Consider the following 18,703-nt stretch of genomic DNA (forward strand, 5'->3'; position numbering starts at 1 on the left):
AGCATGAGTCCGTTTAAACGCCAGGAACCATTCCGGTACGTGTTTCGCGTGCCGCACGATACCAGTTTTTTCATAAGCGGAAGAAAAGGTAAGACGTTTCAGTCAAAGCCGGGCAAAGGTGTGATGCTGGATTTAAGCGCCGGCGGGCTGCGGCTGCGCACGTCACTTGACCTGCCGGACGAAACAGATTTGACGTTTTCTTTTACAATTGCAGACACTGCTCTTGAACCGAGCGGATGTATCGTCTGGAAACGAAAAGAGTTCGGGGAATATGTATACGGCATTGATTTTCATGAAACGACCGATGGCGAGGCTGTTGTGAAGGCACTGAAAATGTATGCAAAAGCCTGAAGCACTGAAGAAAGCGGGTCTGATCGGGGGCATGAGCTGGGAAACGACCGCGTTGTACTACCGTATGCTGCAGGAGCGGACGCAGGAAACATTTGGAAGCGGCGTGTCGTTTCCCTGCCTGATTGATTCGCTCCCCTTTCATGAAATAGCAGCGTGCCAGCATGCCGGCGACTGGGATGCTGTCGGCAGCATACTCGCCGATTCTGCAGTTCGGCTCGAGCGAGGAGGCGCGCAGTTTATCGGAATCCTGTCCAATACGGTCCACCTGCGGCTTGAGGATGTGCAGCAGGCCGTCGGCGTTCCGGTTGTCTCCATAACCGAAGCTGCGGCTGCCGCGGTACCCGGCTCAGCGGTTCTCGTGCTCGGCACTTCCTTTACTGTTGAAGAGCGTCTTTATGATGCGTCGCTTCGTAAGCGGAACATTGAATCCGTTTACCTCCCCGCCTCGCTGCAGCAGGAGCTGCACGTACGAATCTTCAGCGAGCTGACTTCCGGAATCGTCACGTCCGAAATGCAGGAGCTGATGACGCAGTGCGCCGGCTTCGGGCGTAATGCCGGCTGTACAAGCATGCTCCTCGGATGCACCGAACTGGAGCTCGTGCCGGAGAACCACATCCTTCCTTCTGTTTCAACGGTTCGGGCTCACGTCGAGCACTTGTTTCACGAAGCCGTGTCAGGCGTTTAACATCTTCTCTTTGCGGGAAACAGCCAGTAGAGTCCATGAGGCTAATCTGCAAGGAGGTTTTTGATTTGGGTAAAAAAGTATTGATCGTTGTTACAAGCTCCGATAAAATTGCCGGAAATGATACCGGATTATGGTTGGAAGAATATGCAGCCCCTTACGCTGCGTTTGTTAAGCAGGGATATGACGTTACGGTAAGAAGCATCGACGGCGGACAGGTCCCCCTCGATCCGAACAGCCTGCCGGAAGAAGAAAATCTGGAGTGGCAGGAAGCACAGGCCATTCTTACGAATACGGACAAGCTGTCAGAAGATGACGTTTCCGCCGGCTACGATGCCGTCTATCTGCCTGGCGGCCACGGTACCGTATTTGATTTCCCTGATAACCTGCTTCTGCAGCGCGTGCTGCGCGAGCACGCTGAACAGGACCGCGTGATCGGCTCTGTCTGCCACGGACCGACGGCGCTCGTTCACGTCACGCTCTCCGACGGCACACCGCTCGTCAAAGGCCGGCGCGTGAATGCCTTTACGGATGAAGAGGAGCGCGACATGGGGCTTGAAGGCGCTGTGCCATTTCTGCTCGAATCTACGCTTCGTGAAAAAGGAGCGCAGTTTGAAGGCGGCGACAAGTGGACGGACTTTTCCATCCGCGACGGCAACCTTGTCACCGGACAAAACCCAATGTCGAGTGAAAGCGTCGCCCGTAAAATTATCGACGCAGTTGAAAATCGTTAAGCGTTCAGAAAGGCTGCTGCGGCAGCCTTTTTTTCATGCTTCCTGACGTAAAAACTGTTTTCAAGTCAGACTGCGTGAAGACTGCACCAGCGCCCCTTTTTTCTAAATACCATCCATCGTTTCTGTAAGGTTACACCTTTTCCCATGAGAAAAAGCAGCCTCCAGCTGGAGACTGCTTTTCTTTATCCGTTCAGTTTAAACGAGCTTTTCAGGCTTACGATCCGGTTGAAAACAAGGCGGTCTTCGCTGCTTTTCTTAGGATCCACGTTAAAGTAGCCGTGACGGAAAAACTGGAATTTGTCGTTTCCGGTGACGTTAGCCATGTTTGGCTCGACGAAGCCATGGTGAACCTGGACCGAATCTTCGTTGACGTGATCCATAAAATCGCCGCCGGCCTCATCATCAATGAGCGGCTCGTAAAGACGAAACTCTGCCGGTACAGCTCTCGTTGCCTCGACGTAGTGGAGCGTCCCTTTCACTTTACGTGCATTGAATCCGGACCCGCTTTTCGTCTCCGGATCATACGTGCAGTGCAGCTCGGTGATGCGGCCGTTTTCATCCTTGATGACGTCCTCACATTTAATAAAGTAAGCATGCTTGATGCGAACTTCATTGCCCGGATAGAGACGGAAGTATTTCTTCGGCGGGTCTTCCATAAAGTCTTCACGCTCGATGTAGATTTCACGTGAGAATGGGATCTCCCGCATGCCCATTTCTTCGTTTTCCGGGTTGATATCGGCCGGAAGCCATTCGACCTGACCTTCCGGATAGTTGGTGATCACTACTTTAATCGGGTCAAGCACCGCCATCGTGCGCGGAGCCTTCAGCTTCAGATCCTCGCGCAGGAAATGCTCCAGCATGCGGACATCCACGAGGTTATCCGCCTTGGAGACCCCGATCTCCCGGCAGAACTGTTTGATAGATTCCGGCGTAAAACCGCGGCGGCGAAGTCCGGAAATTGTCGGCATCCGCGGATCGTCCCAGCCGTCTACGATGTTCTCATCGACGAGCTGCTTGAGCTTTCGCTTGCTCATGACAGTGTTGGTCAGATTCAGACGCGCAAACTCAATCTGCTTCGGTTCCGCAGTCATGTCGGCGTTTGCAATCACCCAGTCATAGAGCGGGCGCTGATCCTCAAACTCCAGCGTGCAGATCGAGTGCGTCACGCCTTCAATCGCATCTTCCAGCGGATGGGCGAACGAGTACATCGGGTAAATGCACCACGCATCACCTGTGTTATGGTGCGTCGTATGCGAAATTCGGTAAATGACCGGATCACGCAGGTTGATATTCGGCGAGCTCATATCAATTTTTGCCCGCAGCACCTTCTCCCCGTCAGCGAATTCACCGGCACGCATTTTCTCAAACAGCTCCAGGTTCTCCTCGACGCTGCGGGAGCGGGACGGGCTTTCCTTACCCGGCTCTGTAAGCGTTCCCCGCATGTTGCGGATTTCATCCTGGGAGAGGTCCTCTACGTACGCAAGCCCCTGCTTGATTAAATGCACCGCCTGCTTATACATCTCCTCAAAGTAGTCGGATGCAAAACGGACTTCCTCCGGTTCATAACCGAGCCAGTCAATATCTTCTTTAATGGCTTTTACGTACTCCACGTCTTCTTTCAGCGGATTCGTATCATCGAATCGCAGGCTCGTGCGTCCGCCGAATTCATCAGCGAGTTCAAAGTTTAATACGATCGACTTGGCATGACCGATATGCAGGTAGCCGTTCGGCTCCGGCGGAAAACGCGTTACGATCTCGTCGTACGCGCCTTCTTCCATATCTTTGGACACAATGTGCTTAATAAAATGAGTGTGTGTTTCGCTCACGGTACCATCACCTTTCTTCTCTGTCATTTCGGCAGGCTCTGCCGCCGAACGAACTTTTTTTAGAATATCACGCTGACATTGATACTACAGCACTCGCATTGCCAGTACTTTCAAGTAATCTCCTTCCGGATAGTCCGGATTGACGAGAAAATCGTCCGGCAGTGCAAACTGCTTTTCCATACGGAAGCGCCGCTCCTTCGCTTTAAACGCCTGTTCGACCTGGCGGCGGAAGCGCCACCTCGGCAGTCCGGCATGATTAGTGGCAGCAATAAGCAGCGACCCCGGCTCCATCAAATCAAGCGCATCCTCTACCAGACGCCCGTAATCTTTGGCCGCACGAAACGTCGTCTGCTTGGTGCGGGCAAAGCTTGGCGGATCCAGTACGACCACGTCGTACGTCTGCTCACGTGAAGCAGCCTTGCGGAACCAGCTGAACACATCATCTACGAGAATCTTCTGGCTGTCCATGTCAATTTCATTCAGGCGGAACTGCTCGGCTGTTCTTTCGCGGCTGCGGTTTGCTGCATCCACGCTTACGGTTGAAACAGCTCCTCCGAGTGCCGCCGCTGTTGAGAACGCACCTGTGTAGCTAAACGTATTGAGGACCGTGCTGCCTGCAGCCCATTCATCCCTCAGCGTTTTCCGCACGTCACGCTGATCGAGAAAAATACCTGTCATCGCCCCGTCATCCAAGTATACGGCAAAATTCATCCCGTTTTCCTTTATATACAGCGGTGCAGGGGCTTCCGTGCCGCTGACGAAGTCGCTCTGCTTTTCGGTTTTTTCATCTGAAAAACGTTTTTTTTCGTATATGCCAACAGGGTCCATCGTCTGCGTTAAAATATCGATGAACTGCTGACGGAACGAGTAGGCGCCTTTGCTGTAAAACTGCAGGACGTAATAGCCGGCGTAATAGTCGATAAGAATACCGCCAAATCCGTCTCCCTCACCGTTAAACACACGGAATGCGGTCGTCTCTTCTGAAGCAAGCAGATTCCCCCGCCGGCTGATTGCCATCATCAGCTTTTTGGAAACAAACTGCTCATCGATCATTTCGTTTTCCTTTTTCGTCAGGATCCAGCCCGTTCCTTTATTCTGCTTTCCAACATAACCTCGACCGAGAAAATCGCCGTCCGGTGCTTCCAGCGTGAACAGCTCTCCCTCTTCCAGGTCAGTCCGGTTTCCGACCGCTTCTTCTGTAAGCAGCGGAAACCCGTCCCGATACTGCTCTACCGTATCCGGCAGGGCGGTCAGTCGTATTTCTTCCATGTCTATCATCCTCTCATTATGAACACAAAAAAACCGCACGGCTCCCATGCACATGGTACAGCGTCTGCGGTTACATACGTGTAAGCCCTCCCTGATCCAGCTTTTAACAGCGGTTCAGGCAGAGCTACTTCTGCTGTTGGACATGTACGGAGCGGGCGGTTAACATACAGCATCTCTCCATCGGATCGAATGCTATAACGCTACCATATTTCGGGCGGCTTCGCAACCGCGCTCAGCCTTCGATCCGCTCCGCATGCGTGTAGACGTTGAAGCGGTCACGGCGGATAAAACCGACTGCCGTGATGCCGAGATCGTCAGCGAGATCGAGGGCCAGGGAGGTCGGTGCTGACTTGGACAGCACGACGCCCGCACCGATTTTGGACACCTTCAGCAGCACCTCAGAAGAGAGACGGCCGCTGAACACAATCACTTTATCCTTTAAACTGATGCGGTGGCGCACGCTGTAGCCGAACAGCTTGTCGAGCCCGTTGTGACGGCCGATATCGGAGCGAGTCACGAGCAGTTCATCTGCAGTTGCCAGACCGACGTTGTGAAGCCCGCCGGTGGCATGAAAATCGGCCGAGCCGTCCTGCATCTCTTTCATAAGACGGATAATCTGTTCGGGGCGGATGCGCACCGGGCTAGAAACCGTTTTTGCGGTACGGCGGTCGTTTTCAAAATAAAACTGACGACTTTTACCGCAGCAGGAGCCGATTACCCGCTTGGAAACGCCGAGCCGGTCAAGCGGCAGCATTTCTTTTACGTCCGCATGAACGATTCCCTTTTCCTCCGAAATATCAAGCCGCGTCACATCGTCTGCCGAACGGATCACGCCTTCTGAGAGAAGAAATCCGTATGCCATGTCCTCCATATAGGACGGCGTGCAGAGAAGCGTCGCAAACTCGTCGCCGTTTACGTGAATCGTCACCGGGGCTTCGAGTGCAATCTCGTCTTCCTTTTCAGTCCGCACGCCGCCTTCGTATGTCTGAATCACCCGCTTGCCGCTTACTTTTTCTGATGCGGTCTCCTTCATGTCAGCTGCCCCTCTCTGAAAATATGTATGTGCTTTCATTGTAGCACCGGACGGCTTTGGGTGGCAAAATTAGCGCAGACGATGTAAGATAAACAACGAAACGACAGACAGGAAAGGAACGATACGCATGGCACACAGCCGCGATGAAGAAGTCGAGCTGCTTGGCAATACAAACGTTGATTACAAAATGGACTATGATCCGGACATTCTGGAGGCATTTGAAAACCGCCACACGTACCGCGATTATTTCGTTAAATTTAACTGCCCGGAGTTTACGAGCCTCTGCCCGAAAACCGGTCAGCCGGACTTTGCGACCGTCTATATCAGCTACATTCCAGATGAACGCATGGTGGAAAGCAAATCTCTGAAGCTTTATTTGTTCAGCTTCCGCAACCACGGTGACTTTCACGAAGACTGCATGAATACGATTTTAAATGACCTTGTGGAGCTGATGGACCCCCGCTACATTGAAGTTTGGGGAAAATTCACACCGCGCGGTGGCATTTCCATCGACCCTTACACGAACTACGGCAAGCCCGGCACGAAATATGAAAAAATGGCCGAGCACCGCATGATGAATCACGACATGTACCCGGAAACAATCGACCACCGCTAGTCATGTCAGATGAATAACCTTGTATCTGCCTGCATCTGCGGACACTCGCTTTCCGGAGGGAACAGCCTTAGCTAACCGCTTCCTCCTGGTGTCGGAAGCGCTGGATCTTCGCCTCGTTCTGATCCTCCAGGAGTCGTGGTCCTCCGATTTGGCAGCTGGCAGTCCGGTTGAGAATACTTTTCATGATTGGCACGGCTTATTCAATACTGATTTTACCGTCTCTATGCGACCTTTTTAATATGAAGAGTGATCCAGCCCTTCGCAACATTCGCCAGGGACGTCTCTGGAAATAGCACAGTCTGAAGATGCCATGCCGTTCAGATCGTTGAACGGCATGAACGCGCGTGCGGAGCCGAACTGGCTCTTGAAGGCTTCTCGTGAGAAGCCTGTGTCCGAGTGAAGCCTCATAGACGTTCGATCCTGAACGGCATGAAAAGCGCGTGCGGAGCCGGACCGAGTCTTAAAGGCTTCTCGTGAGAAGCCTGTGTCCGAGTGAAGCCTCATAGCCGTTCGATCCTGAACGGCATGAAAAGCGCGTGCGGAGCCGGACCGGGTCTTAAAGGCTTCTCGTGAGAAGCCTGTGTCCGAGTGAAGCCTCATAGACGTTCGATCCTGAACGGCATGAAAAGCGCGTGCGGAGCCGGACCGGGTCTTAAAGGCTTCTCGTGAGAAGCCTATGTCCGAGTGAAGCCTCATAGACGTTCGATCCTGAACGGCATGAAAAGCGCGTGCGGAGCCGGACCGGGTCTTAAAGGCTTCTCGTGAGAAGCCTGTGTCCGAGTGAAGCCGTGCTCTTCTTACAGAGGGATTTACCCTTAGAAATAACTGAAGGCAAGCCCACGGCAGACTAGATAAGCGAAGAAGGATTGTACCAACATGAATAAACATGTAAATAAATTGACTTTTTCAACACTCTGAAGCCGCCTATTTGGGCGGCTTTTTTGTTTCCTCCTTCCCTGCTGGTTCAGGACCTTGTGCTGTCATTTGTGATGAGTCTTTCGATTACATATACCAATGAACGGATTGCAGAGGGATGGATGGGGTATGGAGAAAGGAGAAGGAGGCGGTTATGTTGGCAACGCTTTGGCTGATGGGTCATCAGTGCTCGCTCCGGCAGCCCTGGTTCGAATCGTTTGATAAAGAAAAGGATACGGTACTGCTCGTTGAGGAGCATTCAAAGGAACTGTGGAAAGGGTATCATAAGCAAAAGCTCGTCCTTATTTTCTCGATTATGCGCCATTTCAAAGAGGAGCTGGAGGAAAAAGGCTACAAGGTGGATTACCGGACCGCCGATACGTTTTCAGAAGGACTCGACAAGCATATCAATCAGTACCGGCCGAAGGAGCTCTATCTGCACGAGCCGACGGACTACCACCGCGGCGAAGACGTGCGGAAATGGGTTAATGCGCAGAAAGATACGGACGTGCATACAACGGAGGAAGGCGGATTTTTAATCGGACGCGATGAATGGGAATCGCTTCTTCCAGACGATGAGAACTGGCAAATGGACAAGCTTTACCGCAAGTTTCGCAAAGACATGGATGTACTGCTGACGAAGCAGAAAAAACCGATTGGCGGTAAATGGAGCTACGATGCGGACAACCGCAAAAAGCCGAAAAAAGACATGGAATTTCCAGACCCTTCCTGGCCGAAGCCCGATCAAATCACGAAAGATGTGATGAAGGACGTCGAGAAGACATTCCCAGACACCTACGGCAAGCTGGAGCCGTTTCATTATCCGGTCACAGCCGATGACGCAGAGGATTTTCTGGAAGATTTCATGAAAAATCGACTCGAGCTGTTCGGTGATTATCAGGATGCGATGATTCCCGGAGATCCGTTTATGGCTCATTCCCTGCTGTCGACGTCAATTAACAACTCTCTGCTCGACCCGCTCGATGTTGTACGCAGAGCGGAGCAGGCCTATCATGATGAAAAGGCCCCGCTCAACGCCGTAGAAGGATTTATTCGGCAGATTATCGGCTGGCGGGAGTATATCCGCGGCATTTACCTTCGTAAAATGCCGGATTATGAGAAAACGAATGAACTGAATCATACGCGTGATCTGCCCGACTTCTACTGGACGGCTGATACGGACATGAACTGCTTGAAGGAGTGCACCGGTGCGGTCGTGGATCACGGCTACAGCCACCACATTCAGCGGCTGATGGTGTTAGGCAACTTTGCAAACCTCGCCGGCATTGAACCGAAGCAGGTGTCCGACTGGTTTAATGAAATGTATGTAGATGCGCACGACTGGGTCGTACTCTCGAACGTACTTGGCATGGCGCTGTATGCGGACGGCGGCCTGATGTCGACGAAACCGTACGTATCGAGCGGTAACTACATTCAAAAAATGAGCCGCTACTGCGGCGACTGCCGCTACAATGTGAAAGAAAAGTACGGCGAGGACGCCTGTCCGTTTCATTCGCTGTACTGGGATTTTCTTGAGCGGCACGAAGACCGTTTCCGCAGCAACCAGCGTATGGGCATGATTTATAAACACGTGGATAATCGCAGCGAAGAGGATACGAAGCAGCAGAAGGACACCGTCAAGCTGAACATGAAGCGCATGAAGGAGGGCAAGCTGTGAAGGCGGCAGGTCTTGACGGCTGCCGCACGGGCTGGATCCTTGTCAGCTCGGAGGACGGCAAGCTAACCGGAGCATCCCTTATCGAAAGGCTGACGCAGCTTCCCTGTAACACGTATGAGGCTGTTTGGATCGATATTCCGATCGGGCTTCCCTCTGCTGGCAGCTATCCGCGCCCGACAGAAAAGCTTGCCCGGAAACGGCTTCCCGGACGCGGCTCCACGGTATTTCCTGTTCCGGTGGAAGACATACTCGCTGCAGATTCGTACCCGGAAGCAAATGCCCTTCATAAGCAGCTGACCGGCTCCGGCCTGCAGAAGCAAAGCTGGTTTCTGCTGCCTAAAATAGCCGAAGCTCGCGAGACGGCTGACGCGCTTTCCTTAACCGAGGCCCACCCGGAGCTTCTATTTGCCTCTTTAAACGGGGGGCCTGTTTTGTCAAAAAAGAAGCAGCCTGACGGTCGCGAAGACCGGATCAGACTGCTCGAAACGCTTGATCCTGACGTCCGCAGCTTTGTTGCGGACGTCCTGCAGCAGTATCCGCGCTCTGCCTTTGCAGCAGATGATCTGCTGGACGCCTGCGTATTGTCTTTATGCGCATCGCATCCTGGTCTGAACCGGGAACCGCTTGACCCGGATCCGCGCTTCGATTCCGGGGGCCGGCAAATGAACATGATGATTGTCCATTTTCGTTCATAAGAAAGGCTGCTCCACAGTGAATACCGGAGCAGCCTTTCTGAATTAAGTGCCATATGAGGACCCGGAAAGTCCGCGGTTTCTCTCCCGGGTCGATCTATTTCAACGAGTACCCGCCGTCAACGACGAGCTCGGTGCCGATTACATAAGAAGCAGCATCTGAAGCTAAAAACCGGACCGCCGCGACGATTTCAGACGGATCGGCATAGGACCCGCGCGGCGCTTCCTTCGATGCTTTATCAAAGGATTCTTCGTTGCCGTAAGCTTTAACTGCAAGCTTTGTCTTCGTCGGACCAGGGGAAATGCAGTTGACGCGAATGCCCTGTCTCGCAAAACGGAGGGCCGTGCTTTTCGTCATCGCTTTTACTGCCGCCTTCGTTCCGCTGTATGCCGGAAGCATCGGATTCACCTTGTCGTTACCGAGGATAGCGGCGTTGTTAATGATCGCACCGGATTTCTGCTTCTGCATCTGCTGAAGCGTATACTTCATGTACAGAAACAATGCGGTCTGGTTCACTGCAATGAGCTCATCCCAGTCTTCCTCTTTTACCCGTGCGAGGGGCCCGCTTCCAAGTGAGAGAACACCGGAGTTATTGAACAGAATATCGATCTTCTCCTCTTTTTCCAACAGGTTCTCAAAAAAATCAGCTACTTCCTGACGATTCGTGTTGTCGACTTTATGAAAGTGGGCAGTGCTTCCGGCTTCCTGCTCCACGGATTTTCCTTCTTCTTCCCGCCTGCCTGTAAAATAGACCGTTGCACCACGTTCGGCGAACTGTTTTACGGCTTCTGCACCGATTCCAGAAGTCCCGCCATTCACGAGAACGACCTTTCCTTCAAAGTTTTCCATTCTTATCTGCCTCCAGTGTTGTTGACCTTTCGTTTAATATATTCCCAATCTATGTATAACTAAACCTGATTGATATGTGATATTATGTAGTCCACTTTTGAGAATTTTTAATAAGGCTGGAATAATAAAACCGGCGATCCATAAACGATCGCCGGTTTTCAGGCTGTTGAAAAAGTCTTTCAACTTACATGTTTATTCGTTTGGTTGTATTTCCTCTCTGCTTACCGAACCTGCCGCGGGCTTGTCTTCAGCTATTTCTCAGGGTGACCCCTGTATGCCTTGATGCCGTTCGCAGATCTGAACGGCACGGAATCTTTAGACTGCGCTGATTCCACGGGCACGCCGGACACACCGGGAAAACGGCTCTGATTCTTGGATAACAACGTCACGATAGGCAGACGCGACTGCTTTTTTTCCGTTTGTATGAATCCGATGAAGCCCTGACACCCCTGTTCACCATTGAAACGTCTCATCGGGAAGGTTCTATCTGTATGGAAGCCGATCGTGCAGTCCTAACCAGGTACGTGAAACGCACTGCCAGCTGCCGACATCGAAGGACCTCGACTCCTGGAGGATCAGAACGAGGCGAAGATCCAGCGCTTCCGACGGAAGAAGGAAGCGGTTAGCTGAGCCCGTTCCCTCCGGAAAGCGAGTGTCCGCAGATACAGGCAGATGCAACGTTATTCACCTAAAATGGCTTTATTGACACTCTGAAAACCGGCGATCCATAAACGATCGCCGGTTTTTGTTATTCAACTGGGCGGATTTTGTTCAGGGAAGAGAATGTCCCCGTTTCCTCCTGCATGTTCCATCACTGCCCGGCTCAGCCTTTCAGGTGGATAAGGCTTAGTCAGATAGCGTGTGATCCCGAACTCCTCCGTCTTCTCCTCTGCTTCATCAAGTGCAGAGGAAATAACAATTGGAATGTCTTTAGTTGCCGGATCCTGCTTCATCCGCTGAACCAGGTCCCACCCGTTTCCGCCTTCACCGAGCATAAGGTCGATCACAGCCGCAGACGGCGGATTTTCTTTCATGGCGCTGAGCGCACTGTCCACATGCATATAATGGACGACCCGGTAGCCGTTTGTCTTGAGTTCCTCTGATAACAGGAGCGCGAGGCTTGCATCGTCTTCTACGATGAAAACAGTCTCCCCGTTTGCAGCCTGCTCCCGCCCGTCTACAGCCTGACCGCTTTCCCGAAGCGGCAGTTCAACGTTAAACACAGAGCCTTTTCCCTCTTCTGATTCGACCGAGATACGGCCGCCGTGCTTTTCTACAATTTCCCGGCAGATTGCAAGCCCTAGACCAGTTCCGCCAATGTTGCGGCGGTCGCTCTGATCAATTCGCTGAAACTTCTGGAAGAGTCTCGCTTTTTCCGATTCAGGAATGCCGAGTCCTTCATCTGATACACTCAGCTGCAGTGTGTCATCCTTTGCTGCAAGCGTTACTTTTACTTTCCCGCCTGCAGGGGAAAACTTGACGGCATTGCTGATTAAATTCGTCAGCACCTGCTGCATTCGTTCCCCGTCTGCCTGAACCGCTGCTCCGCCTGCCGTATCTTCAAACAGCAGCTCGTGCGTTGCCACGTGGCGGAACTGGTAGATCGTCTCAAGCACGAGCTGATCAAGCTGGACGTTTTCCATCCGGTACGGCTGGCTGCCGGATTCCATCCGCTGCAGATCAAGGAAATCGTTAATCAGATTCGTCAGCCGCTTCGCTTCTTTGTGAATAGTCGTGATGTATTTTTTCTGGCGTTCAGGCTTCAGTTCCTTTTTCAGCAGCAGTTCGGTAAAGCCGAGTACGCTGGAGAGCGGCGTGCGCAGTTCATGACTTACCGTGCTGACGAGCTCGGATTTCATGCGGTCGAGCTCGGATTCTCTCGTGCGGTCCCGATAGACGAAAATCGTACCGATGCGCTGATTTTCGTCAAAGACAGGCGTGCTGTATACGCTGTACACCACGGATGATTCACCGTGCTGCATCGTAAATTCATGGGAAGCAGAGCCTGCTGACTCCTGACTGATCATGCCTTCTATGAATTTTTCCAGCTCTTCTGGTTCATCGACGATTTGAAGCAGGCTCTCCGGCCATTCGCCCTGGATCAGTTCCGCTGCAGCCCGGTTCTCCTGCAGGCAAGTTCCGTCATGGCCGATCAGCTGAATGCCCTCGTTCACTGTATCGAGAATTTTTTGACTCAGCTTCCGCGATTTGGCGATTTCTTCGTGTATCAGCACCCGCTGCAGGCCGATGCCAACGTGGCTCATCAGTGCCTCAATCTCTTCCATTTCTTCTTCTGAAAAACGGCTGCCGATGTTTGTTGCAGCAAAAATCGCATAAATATGTCCTTCTGCGTCTTTGACAGCGGTGTAATAATCGGTTATCTCAGCTGCCGGCGCGATGCCTTTATCTGACTCCTCAGCGGGCCGTGTAATGATGACCCGCTTATCATCTGTCAGCCTTTGCACCCACATCGTCTTATCCGCCTGCTGCCACGACTCGATCATCGTTCCGGTCATGTTAGCTGCCCGGAAATCAAGCGTATCCATCATGCAGAACATGCTGCGGTCACTCGGATACAGCTCGTTTACGTATGCAAAAACGGCATCCAGCAGCTCCTGACGATCCAGACGCGTTGACATCGTCTCGTTCAGCAGACTGAACCGGTCCACTTTACGCTTTTCCTTATCTGCTTCTTCCAGCAGATCCTGCAGCGAATCCTGCTGGGCTTTCAATTCTTCATTCTGCGCTTGCATTTCCTCCTCGTTCTGCTGCAGGGAGGAGGCCATGTTCATAAAGGACCTTCCAAGCACCCCAAGCTCGTCATGGCGGGAGGCTGCTTCTATGTCAATCGTTTCTCCTTCAGCCAGTTTATCGGAGGCTTCCGTCAGTTCCTCTACCGGAACGATCAGCTGCCGGAGCAGGCGCTGCGACATAAACAAGATAGCAAAAAACACAAGCATTCCAAAGGCGAAGGAGAGCAGCAGGTTTGTCGTGCTCTCATCAAGCGCCGATTCGTATTCCTGCTGCAAGTCGGCAAACACCGTATTCCGCAGCTCGGACGCTTGATCGAAGAGGCCGTTAATCTGGGCGACCGAGCCTTCCTGGCCGAAGCTGCGCAGTCCTTCGTAATCATCGGCTGCCACAAGCGCGGCGGCGGTCGGCAGGATGTCTGTTTCATAGTCGATCAGAAAGGAACGAAGTTCGAGCGCAAACCGGCGTTCTTCTTCACTCAGCTCCAGCTCTTCCATCCGGTCGAGACCGACAGACAGCGCCCGCAGATCCAGCTGTGCGCTTCGCAGGTCATCTTCATTTTGATAAGCGTAGTAGGATCTCGAATGAAAAAACAGTTCATTCAGGCGCTCTGACACAGCATCTACTGCCTCATACCGTTCTGAAAGCTGTTTCTGTGCTTCTTCACTTTGATTCTGGTCGTACATCAGATACCCTGTCACTGCAGCCGTCACAACGAGAACAGCGGCAATGAACAGCGCAGACTTCCGAATGTAGCTTGCGCGGATAGACCGGTTTTTCATAAAATATCCTCCACCAACGCTTCCAGCTCTTCCGGACTGAACGGCTTTGCCATAAAATAGTCGGCCCCGGCTGCTAAAGCCCGCTCGCGGTCCTGTTCCTGCGCTTTGGCTGTAAGCATGATAACCGGCATATTCCGCTGTTCGTCTGTTAATTGCTGCAGCACTTCCAGACCTGTCTTCTCCGGCATCATATAGTCGACGACAAGCAGATCAAACGGGGCTTCCCCTAGCTTTCTCAGCGCATCCGCCCCATCTTCTGCTTCTGTAATATCGTGGCCGAGATCCTCCAGCGTGTCCGTGATCAGCATGCGGAGAATTTCTTCATCGTCTGCTACTAGTATTCGCTTCATCATCAGGCTCCTTTCTGTTCCTCTTCGATTCCTTTACGCTTCATGTCGCCCCATGTCTGCTTTTTCTTCATCACGGAGAACAGGCCGACGACGCGGCACCAGACCATGAACGGACGGAACCAGAATGACTCGGTGAGCGCCCAGAAGTAGAGCACGAGGATGCTCTTCATGTCCCGGTACTTGTGATACGTCCACTCTTCCAGCAGTACGGCAAGCGCTGAGAGCAATGATCCATAAAGGATGGTGACAATGATCATGAGCGTCGTCACTTCCGGATTGACCAGACCGAATACGAGTCCGGCAATGATAATAAAATAACCGAGAAACTCGAATACGGAGCTGAGCAGTTCCACGAAGAAATAGTACGGCATGGAAAACAGTCCGATGCCTTTATATTTCGGGTTGAACATCATTTTCTTATGGCGCCAGAGCGTCTGCGCTAGCCCTTTTTGCCAGCGGATCCGCTGGGATTTCAGCGATTTCACGTCTGATGGAGCTTCCGTCCAGCAGACCGGATCCTGAATGTATTCAATCCGCTGGGTCGATTTTTCATCTTTGAGCATTTTATGCAGGCGTACGATCAACTCCATATCCTCGCCGATCGTTTTCGTTTCGTACCCGCCGGCACGGATGACACGCTGCTTTTCAAAAACGCCGAACGCGCCTGAAATGATCAGCAGAACGTTGACCCGGCTGAGCCCGAGACGGCCGATCAGAAACGCGCGGAAATATTCGACGATCTGCATAATCGCAAGCGGCTGCTTCGGCAGCGCAATCTTTTCGACGACGCTGCGGCGGATTTCCGATCCATTTGCAATCCGGACCGTTCCCCCGGTGCACGTAACGCCGCCGTTTGAGTCGATGATCGGCTTCATCGTTTTCAGAAGTGCGTCCCGCTCTAAAATTGAATCCCCGTCGATGGCCGCAAAATACGGATACCTGGAAAAGTTAATGCCCGCATTCAGCGCATCGGCTTTTCCGCCGTTTTCTTTTTCCAGCAGCCAGACGTTCTGGTGCGTACGGGAACGGTAGACGTGATTCACATCAGCTGTCGGAAAATGCTGCCGGATCGGTGAGTTTACTTTTTCCATGTTAAATGACGTCAGCATTTTTTCATTCGTTTTGTCTTTGGAGCCGTCGTTAATGACGATGATTTCAAACTCCGGATATTTCAGTGCGAGCAGCGAGCGGACGGTCGATACAACGCCAAGCTCCTCGTTATAGGCAGGGACCAGCACCGAGACCGGATACGTATCCTCGCTCTCCGTCAGCTCCTCGATCGGCTCATCTCGGTCCAGACCATGTTCCCGGCGGATTTTTGGCATGGACATAAAAAATAAAATGAGATAAATACCGCCCACTACGAGCATGTAGGCGATGATCATATAGCCTGTGATTGTCAGCAGAAGTGATAGTATTTCCATCGTCATCGCTCTCCTTCCGCTTTTGCCGTCAGCGTTCGAGCTGCCATGTCCCGCGCAAAGCGATCTTCATGATTATGCCGTGCGTATTCGAGCAGAATTTCTCCGTCTGAGAAGCTTTGCAGTGCTTCTGCTGCGGCGTAGCGTACCCACCACTCCCGGTCGGCAAGCAGCTCAAGCAGCTCTTCCCGCCGGTTCTCAAGAGAAAGCACCGCAGCCGTTTTGCAGGCAAACATCCGCTCCTCCCAGTGTTCGGAATGGAAAAACGGGTGAATCAGCTCTGGCTGATTCATATACTGATAGGCGCCAATGCTTTTCATCGCTTTAAGACGCACTTCCATATTGGAGTGAGATAACGCGCGCTCAACGTCCGGCAGAAATTCCAGAAGCCCCCGTTCGCCGACATGAACGAGCAGCGCTTGATACAGCTCGGGATGGTTATCTGCATCCAGACGGTTCACAAGGTGACGAAGCTCTTCTTCTGGAAGCCTGCGTAAAATTTCTTTTCGGAAAACGGTTCCGGATACTTCTTCCCGCAGCAGCTCATCCACCGCTCCTGTATGTCCGAGTGTAGCAAGGGTTCTCACCGCCTGCCGGTGTTCCTCTGTGCCCGGCCGCAGCCGGTTAATATGAGCATCCACCGCGTCTGCCATCTGACTTAACTGAAGATCCTCAATAAAATAGAGCGTATTCATGCGCTCTGCCCAGTTGCCTTTGCGGAGACGCTTTTTATATACCGGCAAAAGCTCCTGTTCAGCAAACTGCTGGAGCCGAGCCTGTTCCCCGGTGTTTTCCGTAATCGTCGCAAGCCGGTCGAGCACTTTTTCAATGATCGCCGTTTTTAAATGATGCCCGGATGGAAACTCGGGCAGATGCTGTTTTTCTCCGGAGGCGTAAGACACCATCTGAGGAAGCACCTGCTCATAGTGATGCTGCAGCGCTTTTTCGTATTTCAGGGCGCGTGATTTCATCAATAGCAAGTAAACGAGCAGCACCAGCTGCAGAACAACAAAAATCACGATCAACCACACTGCCCACATCATCAGGCAAACACCCTCTCCATCAATCTTGTCATACGTGCAGCCACTTCCCGGACACGGAAAGGTTTCACCATATAATCGTCTGCGCCAAGCTCCAGCGCTCGTGCAATTTCCGCCTCACTTTTTCTCGCTGTCAGCATCGAAACGAGAATCCGGTCTTTCGGGTAGGTGTTCCGCACCTCTGTAAGCACGTCGATGCCGTCCAGCTTCGGCATCATGCCGTCCAGCAGCAGGAAATAATAGTCGTTCTCCCGGTACCAGCTGTCTTCGATAAAGGCTGCCCCGTCCGGATAGCTGCGAAAGCGGACGACTTTACCGGCAAGCTCAGGTCTGCGCTGCATATACTGCCGCAGCATGTCGCGGACAATTTCATCATCATCAACGACGATAATATGCACGACCCCTTGCTCCACTGCATCAGCAAGCCCTTCCCGATAGTGAACGGTTCTGGCGCGCCCGTGCCGCTTTGCGTAATAAAGCGCCTGATCCGCTTTTTCGAGCAGACCCTCCGGATGAAACGATTCCTTTTCCGGGACTGCTACGCCGGCAGAAAAACCAAGCTTGACGCCGTTTTCCAGCGGACGCTCTTTCAGTCTTTCCCGAAGCTGCTCCATTCGATATTCTGCCTGCTCCGGTCCGGCGTCTTCCATGATGACGATAAACTCCTCCCCGCCGTAGCGGTACAGGTTTTCTCCAGCCCCGAGCAGTGCTTCTGTTTCATTAACAAACAGGCGCAGGGCTTCATCGCCAGTGCTGTGCCCGTATGTATCGTTTATTTTTTTGAAAAAATCAAGATCGCAGAGAACAAGTGAGAACGAGGCATTCTTTTCCTGAAGCACGCTCATGTCCTGAAACAGCCGCTTCCGGTTTTTGGCACCGGTCAATTCATCCTGAAGCGAGGAGCTCCAGATCCGCTCCTGCAGCTGCAGCCGGTTTTTTAAAAATGGGAAGAACAGCTCCTGATACAGCGGCTTACTGATAAAATCCATCGCACCCTGCTCATAGGCGCTGATCCGCTCATTGAGCCCGGTTTCGGAGCCCAGCAGCACGACCGGAGTAAAGTCGCTTACGGCCTTTTCCCGGATGTGCGAAAAGACGCTTTCCCCATCAATCTTCGGCATAGATGCGTCGAGAATAACGAGCTTTGGGCGGAATTCGTAAAACATCTCCACGCCCTTTTCCCCGGTCATCGCAAGCAGCGCCTGATAGCCGTTTGTTTCCAGCATCTCTTTTACGTACGCAATAAATTCCACGTCGTCATCAATCACGAGAATAAAAGGCGCTTCCTCTTCTGAAGCAGGTTCAGGATCTTTCAATACCGGCTTTTCCCGGCTCGGCATAAGCTCTTCAATCATCGGCTTCCACGACGCTCTCAGCAGTACGGTCTGCCCCGTTTCTGACAGATCTTCCAGGCGGGAGGATGCGGTTTCGTATACGTCGGTCATTCCGACCGTTCCAGCTGTTCCTTTCACATTGTGAAAAAAGCGGTAGAGCTCTTCTTCCCGGATTTCTCCGGACTGCTCCCAGAGCTCCAGCGTTTTTTCAATTCGGTCGTACACCATTTTCTGGTATTTTTCCATGTGTAAGGCTCATCACCACGAAGTGTAGTTGACACTTAAGCAGATGAAATGAAAACAAGTGGCAGATCCTTTATCGTGAAAGTTGTCGAGACAAACACGAGGAGGTTCTGCCACTTGCTACATCAGTTTATCA

The 18,703-nt window shown here is 52.3% G+C and carries 15 protein-coding genes; 6 read left to right on the forward strand and 9 right to left on the reverse strand.

Annotated features, from left to right (window positions below; all coding sequences use genetic code 11):
* Positions 1-3: 3 nt before the first annotated feature.
* The 3 genes from HCN83_RS11785 (at position 4) to HCN83_RS11795 (ending at position 1,767) form a co-directional block, all read left to right on the forward strand.
* Positions 4-351, forward strand: a complete 348-nt coding sequence (locus HCN83_RS11785; RefSeq protein ID WP_168007543.1) for a PilZ domain-containing protein — start codon at positions 4-6, stop codon at positions 349-351.
* Positions 338-1,036, forward strand: a complete 699-nt coding sequence (locus HCN83_RS11790; protein ID WP_168007544.1) for an aspartate/glutamate racemase family protein — start codon at positions 338-340, stop codon at positions 1,034-1,036. Before HCN83_RS11785 ends, HCN83_RS11790 begins: the two co-directional genes overlap by 14 nt.
* Positions 1,037-1,101: 65 nt before the next feature.
* Entirely contained in the window at positions 1,102-1,767 is a 666-nt protein-coding gene (locus tag HCN83_RS11795; RefSeq protein ID WP_168007545.1) for a type 1 glutamine amidotransferase domain-containing protein, read from the forward strand.
* A 182-nt stretch (positions 1,768-1,949) separates the two neighbouring features.
* Here the strand turns inward: HCN83_RS11795 and HCN83_RS11800 are convergent, their stop codons facing one another.
* From HCN83_RS11800 to fdhD, 3 genes are all read right to left on the reverse strand, one after another.
* A complete protein-coding gene (locus HCN83_RS11800; protein WP_246238216.1) occupies positions 1,950-3,545 on the reverse strand; it encodes a glutamine--tRNA ligase/YqeY domain fusion protein in 1,596 nt (531 codons plus the stop codon).
* Positions 3,546-3,677: 132 nt separating this feature from the next.
* Positions 3,678-4,862, reverse strand: a complete 1,185-nt coding sequence (locus tag HCN83_RS11805) for a class I SAM-dependent rRNA methyltransferase (RefSeq protein WP_168007547.1) — start codon at positions 4,860-4,862, stop codon at positions 3,678-3,680.
* 232 nt (positions 4,863-5,094) lie between these two features.
* On the reverse strand, positions 5,095-5,895 hold the full coding sequence (gene fdhD / locus HCN83_RS11810; protein ID WP_168007548.1) for a formate dehydrogenase accessory sulfurtransferase FdhD: 801 nt from the start codon (positions 5,893-5,895) through the stop codon (positions 5,095-5,097).
* 127 nt (positions 5,896-6,022) lie between these two features.
* Here fdhD and queF point away from each other — a divergent pair, with 127 nt between their 5' ends.
* The 3 genes from queF to HCN83_RS11825 all read left to right on the forward strand — a co-directional run bounded on the left by queF (position 6,023) and on the right by HCN83_RS11825 (position 9,799).
* Positions 6,023-6,511: a preQ(1) synthase gene (gene queF, locus HCN83_RS11815; RefSeq protein WP_168007549.1), complete on the forward strand. Its 489-nt coding sequence runs from the start codon at positions 6,023-6,025 to the stop codon at positions 6,509-6,511.
* A gap of 1,072 nt (positions 6,512-7,583) precedes the next feature.
* Positions 7,584-9,104, forward strand: a complete 1,521-nt coding sequence (locus HCN83_RS11820; RefSeq protein ID WP_168007550.1) for a cryptochrome/photolyase family protein — start codon at positions 7,584-7,586, stop codon at positions 9,102-9,104.
* Positions 9,101-9,799: a DUF429 domain-containing protein gene (locus tag HCN83_RS11825; protein ID WP_168007551.1), complete on the forward strand. Its 699-nt coding sequence runs from the start codon at positions 9,101-9,103 to the stop codon at positions 9,797-9,799. Before HCN83_RS11820 ends, HCN83_RS11825 begins: the two co-directional genes overlap by 4 nt.
* A 94-nt stretch (positions 9,800-9,893) precedes the next feature.
* Here the strand turns inward: HCN83_RS11825 and HCN83_RS11830 are convergent, their stop codons facing one another.
* From HCN83_RS11830 to HCN83_RS11855, 6 genes are all read right to left on the reverse strand, one after another.
* Positions 9,894-10,646: an SDR family NAD(P)-dependent oxidoreductase gene (locus tag HCN83_RS11830; RefSeq protein ID WP_168007552.1), complete on the reverse strand. Its 753-nt coding sequence runs from the start codon at positions 10,644-10,646 to the stop codon at positions 9,894-9,896.
* Positions 10,647-11,398: 752 nt separating this feature from the next.
* Entirely contained in the window at positions 11,399-14,179 is a 2,781-nt protein-coding gene (locus HCN83_RS11835) for an ATP-binding protein (protein WP_168007554.1), read from the reverse strand.
* On the reverse strand, positions 14,176-14,529 hold the full coding sequence (locus HCN83_RS11840; RefSeq protein ID WP_168007556.1) for a response regulator transcription factor: 354 nt from the start codon (positions 14,527-14,529) through the stop codon (positions 14,176-14,178). The genes HCN83_RS11835 and HCN83_RS11840 overlap by 4 nt, the downstream gene beginning before the upstream one ends.
* 2 nt (positions 14,530-14,531) lie before the next feature.
* The gene (locus tag HCN83_RS11845) at positions 14,532-15,959 is read right to left on the reverse strand and encodes a glycosyltransferase family 2 protein (protein ID WP_168007557.1); all 1,428 of its coding nucleotides are present in this window, start codon (positions 15,957-15,959) and stop codon (positions 14,532-14,534) included.
* Positions 15,956-16,993, reverse strand: coding sequence for a HEAT repeat domain-containing protein (locus HCN83_RS11850; RefSeq protein WP_168007558.1), 1,038 nt, complete (start codon positions 16,991-16,993; stop codon positions 15,956-15,958). The genes HCN83_RS11845 and HCN83_RS11850 overlap by 4 nt, the downstream gene beginning before the upstream one ends.
* On the reverse strand, positions 16,993-18,570 hold the full coding sequence (locus HCN83_RS11855; RefSeq protein WP_168007559.1) for a GGDEF domain-containing response regulator: 1,578 nt from the start codon (positions 18,568-18,570) through the stop codon (positions 16,993-16,995). Before HCN83_RS11855 ends, HCN83_RS11850 begins: the two co-directional genes overlap by 1 nt.
* Positions 18,571-18,703 lie beyond the last annotated feature (133 nt).

This window comes from Alkalicoccus luteus, assembly GCF_012034335.1.
Lineage (GTDB): Bacteria > Bacillota > Bacilli > Bacillales > Salisediminibacteriaceae > Alkalicoccus > Alkalicoccus luteus_A.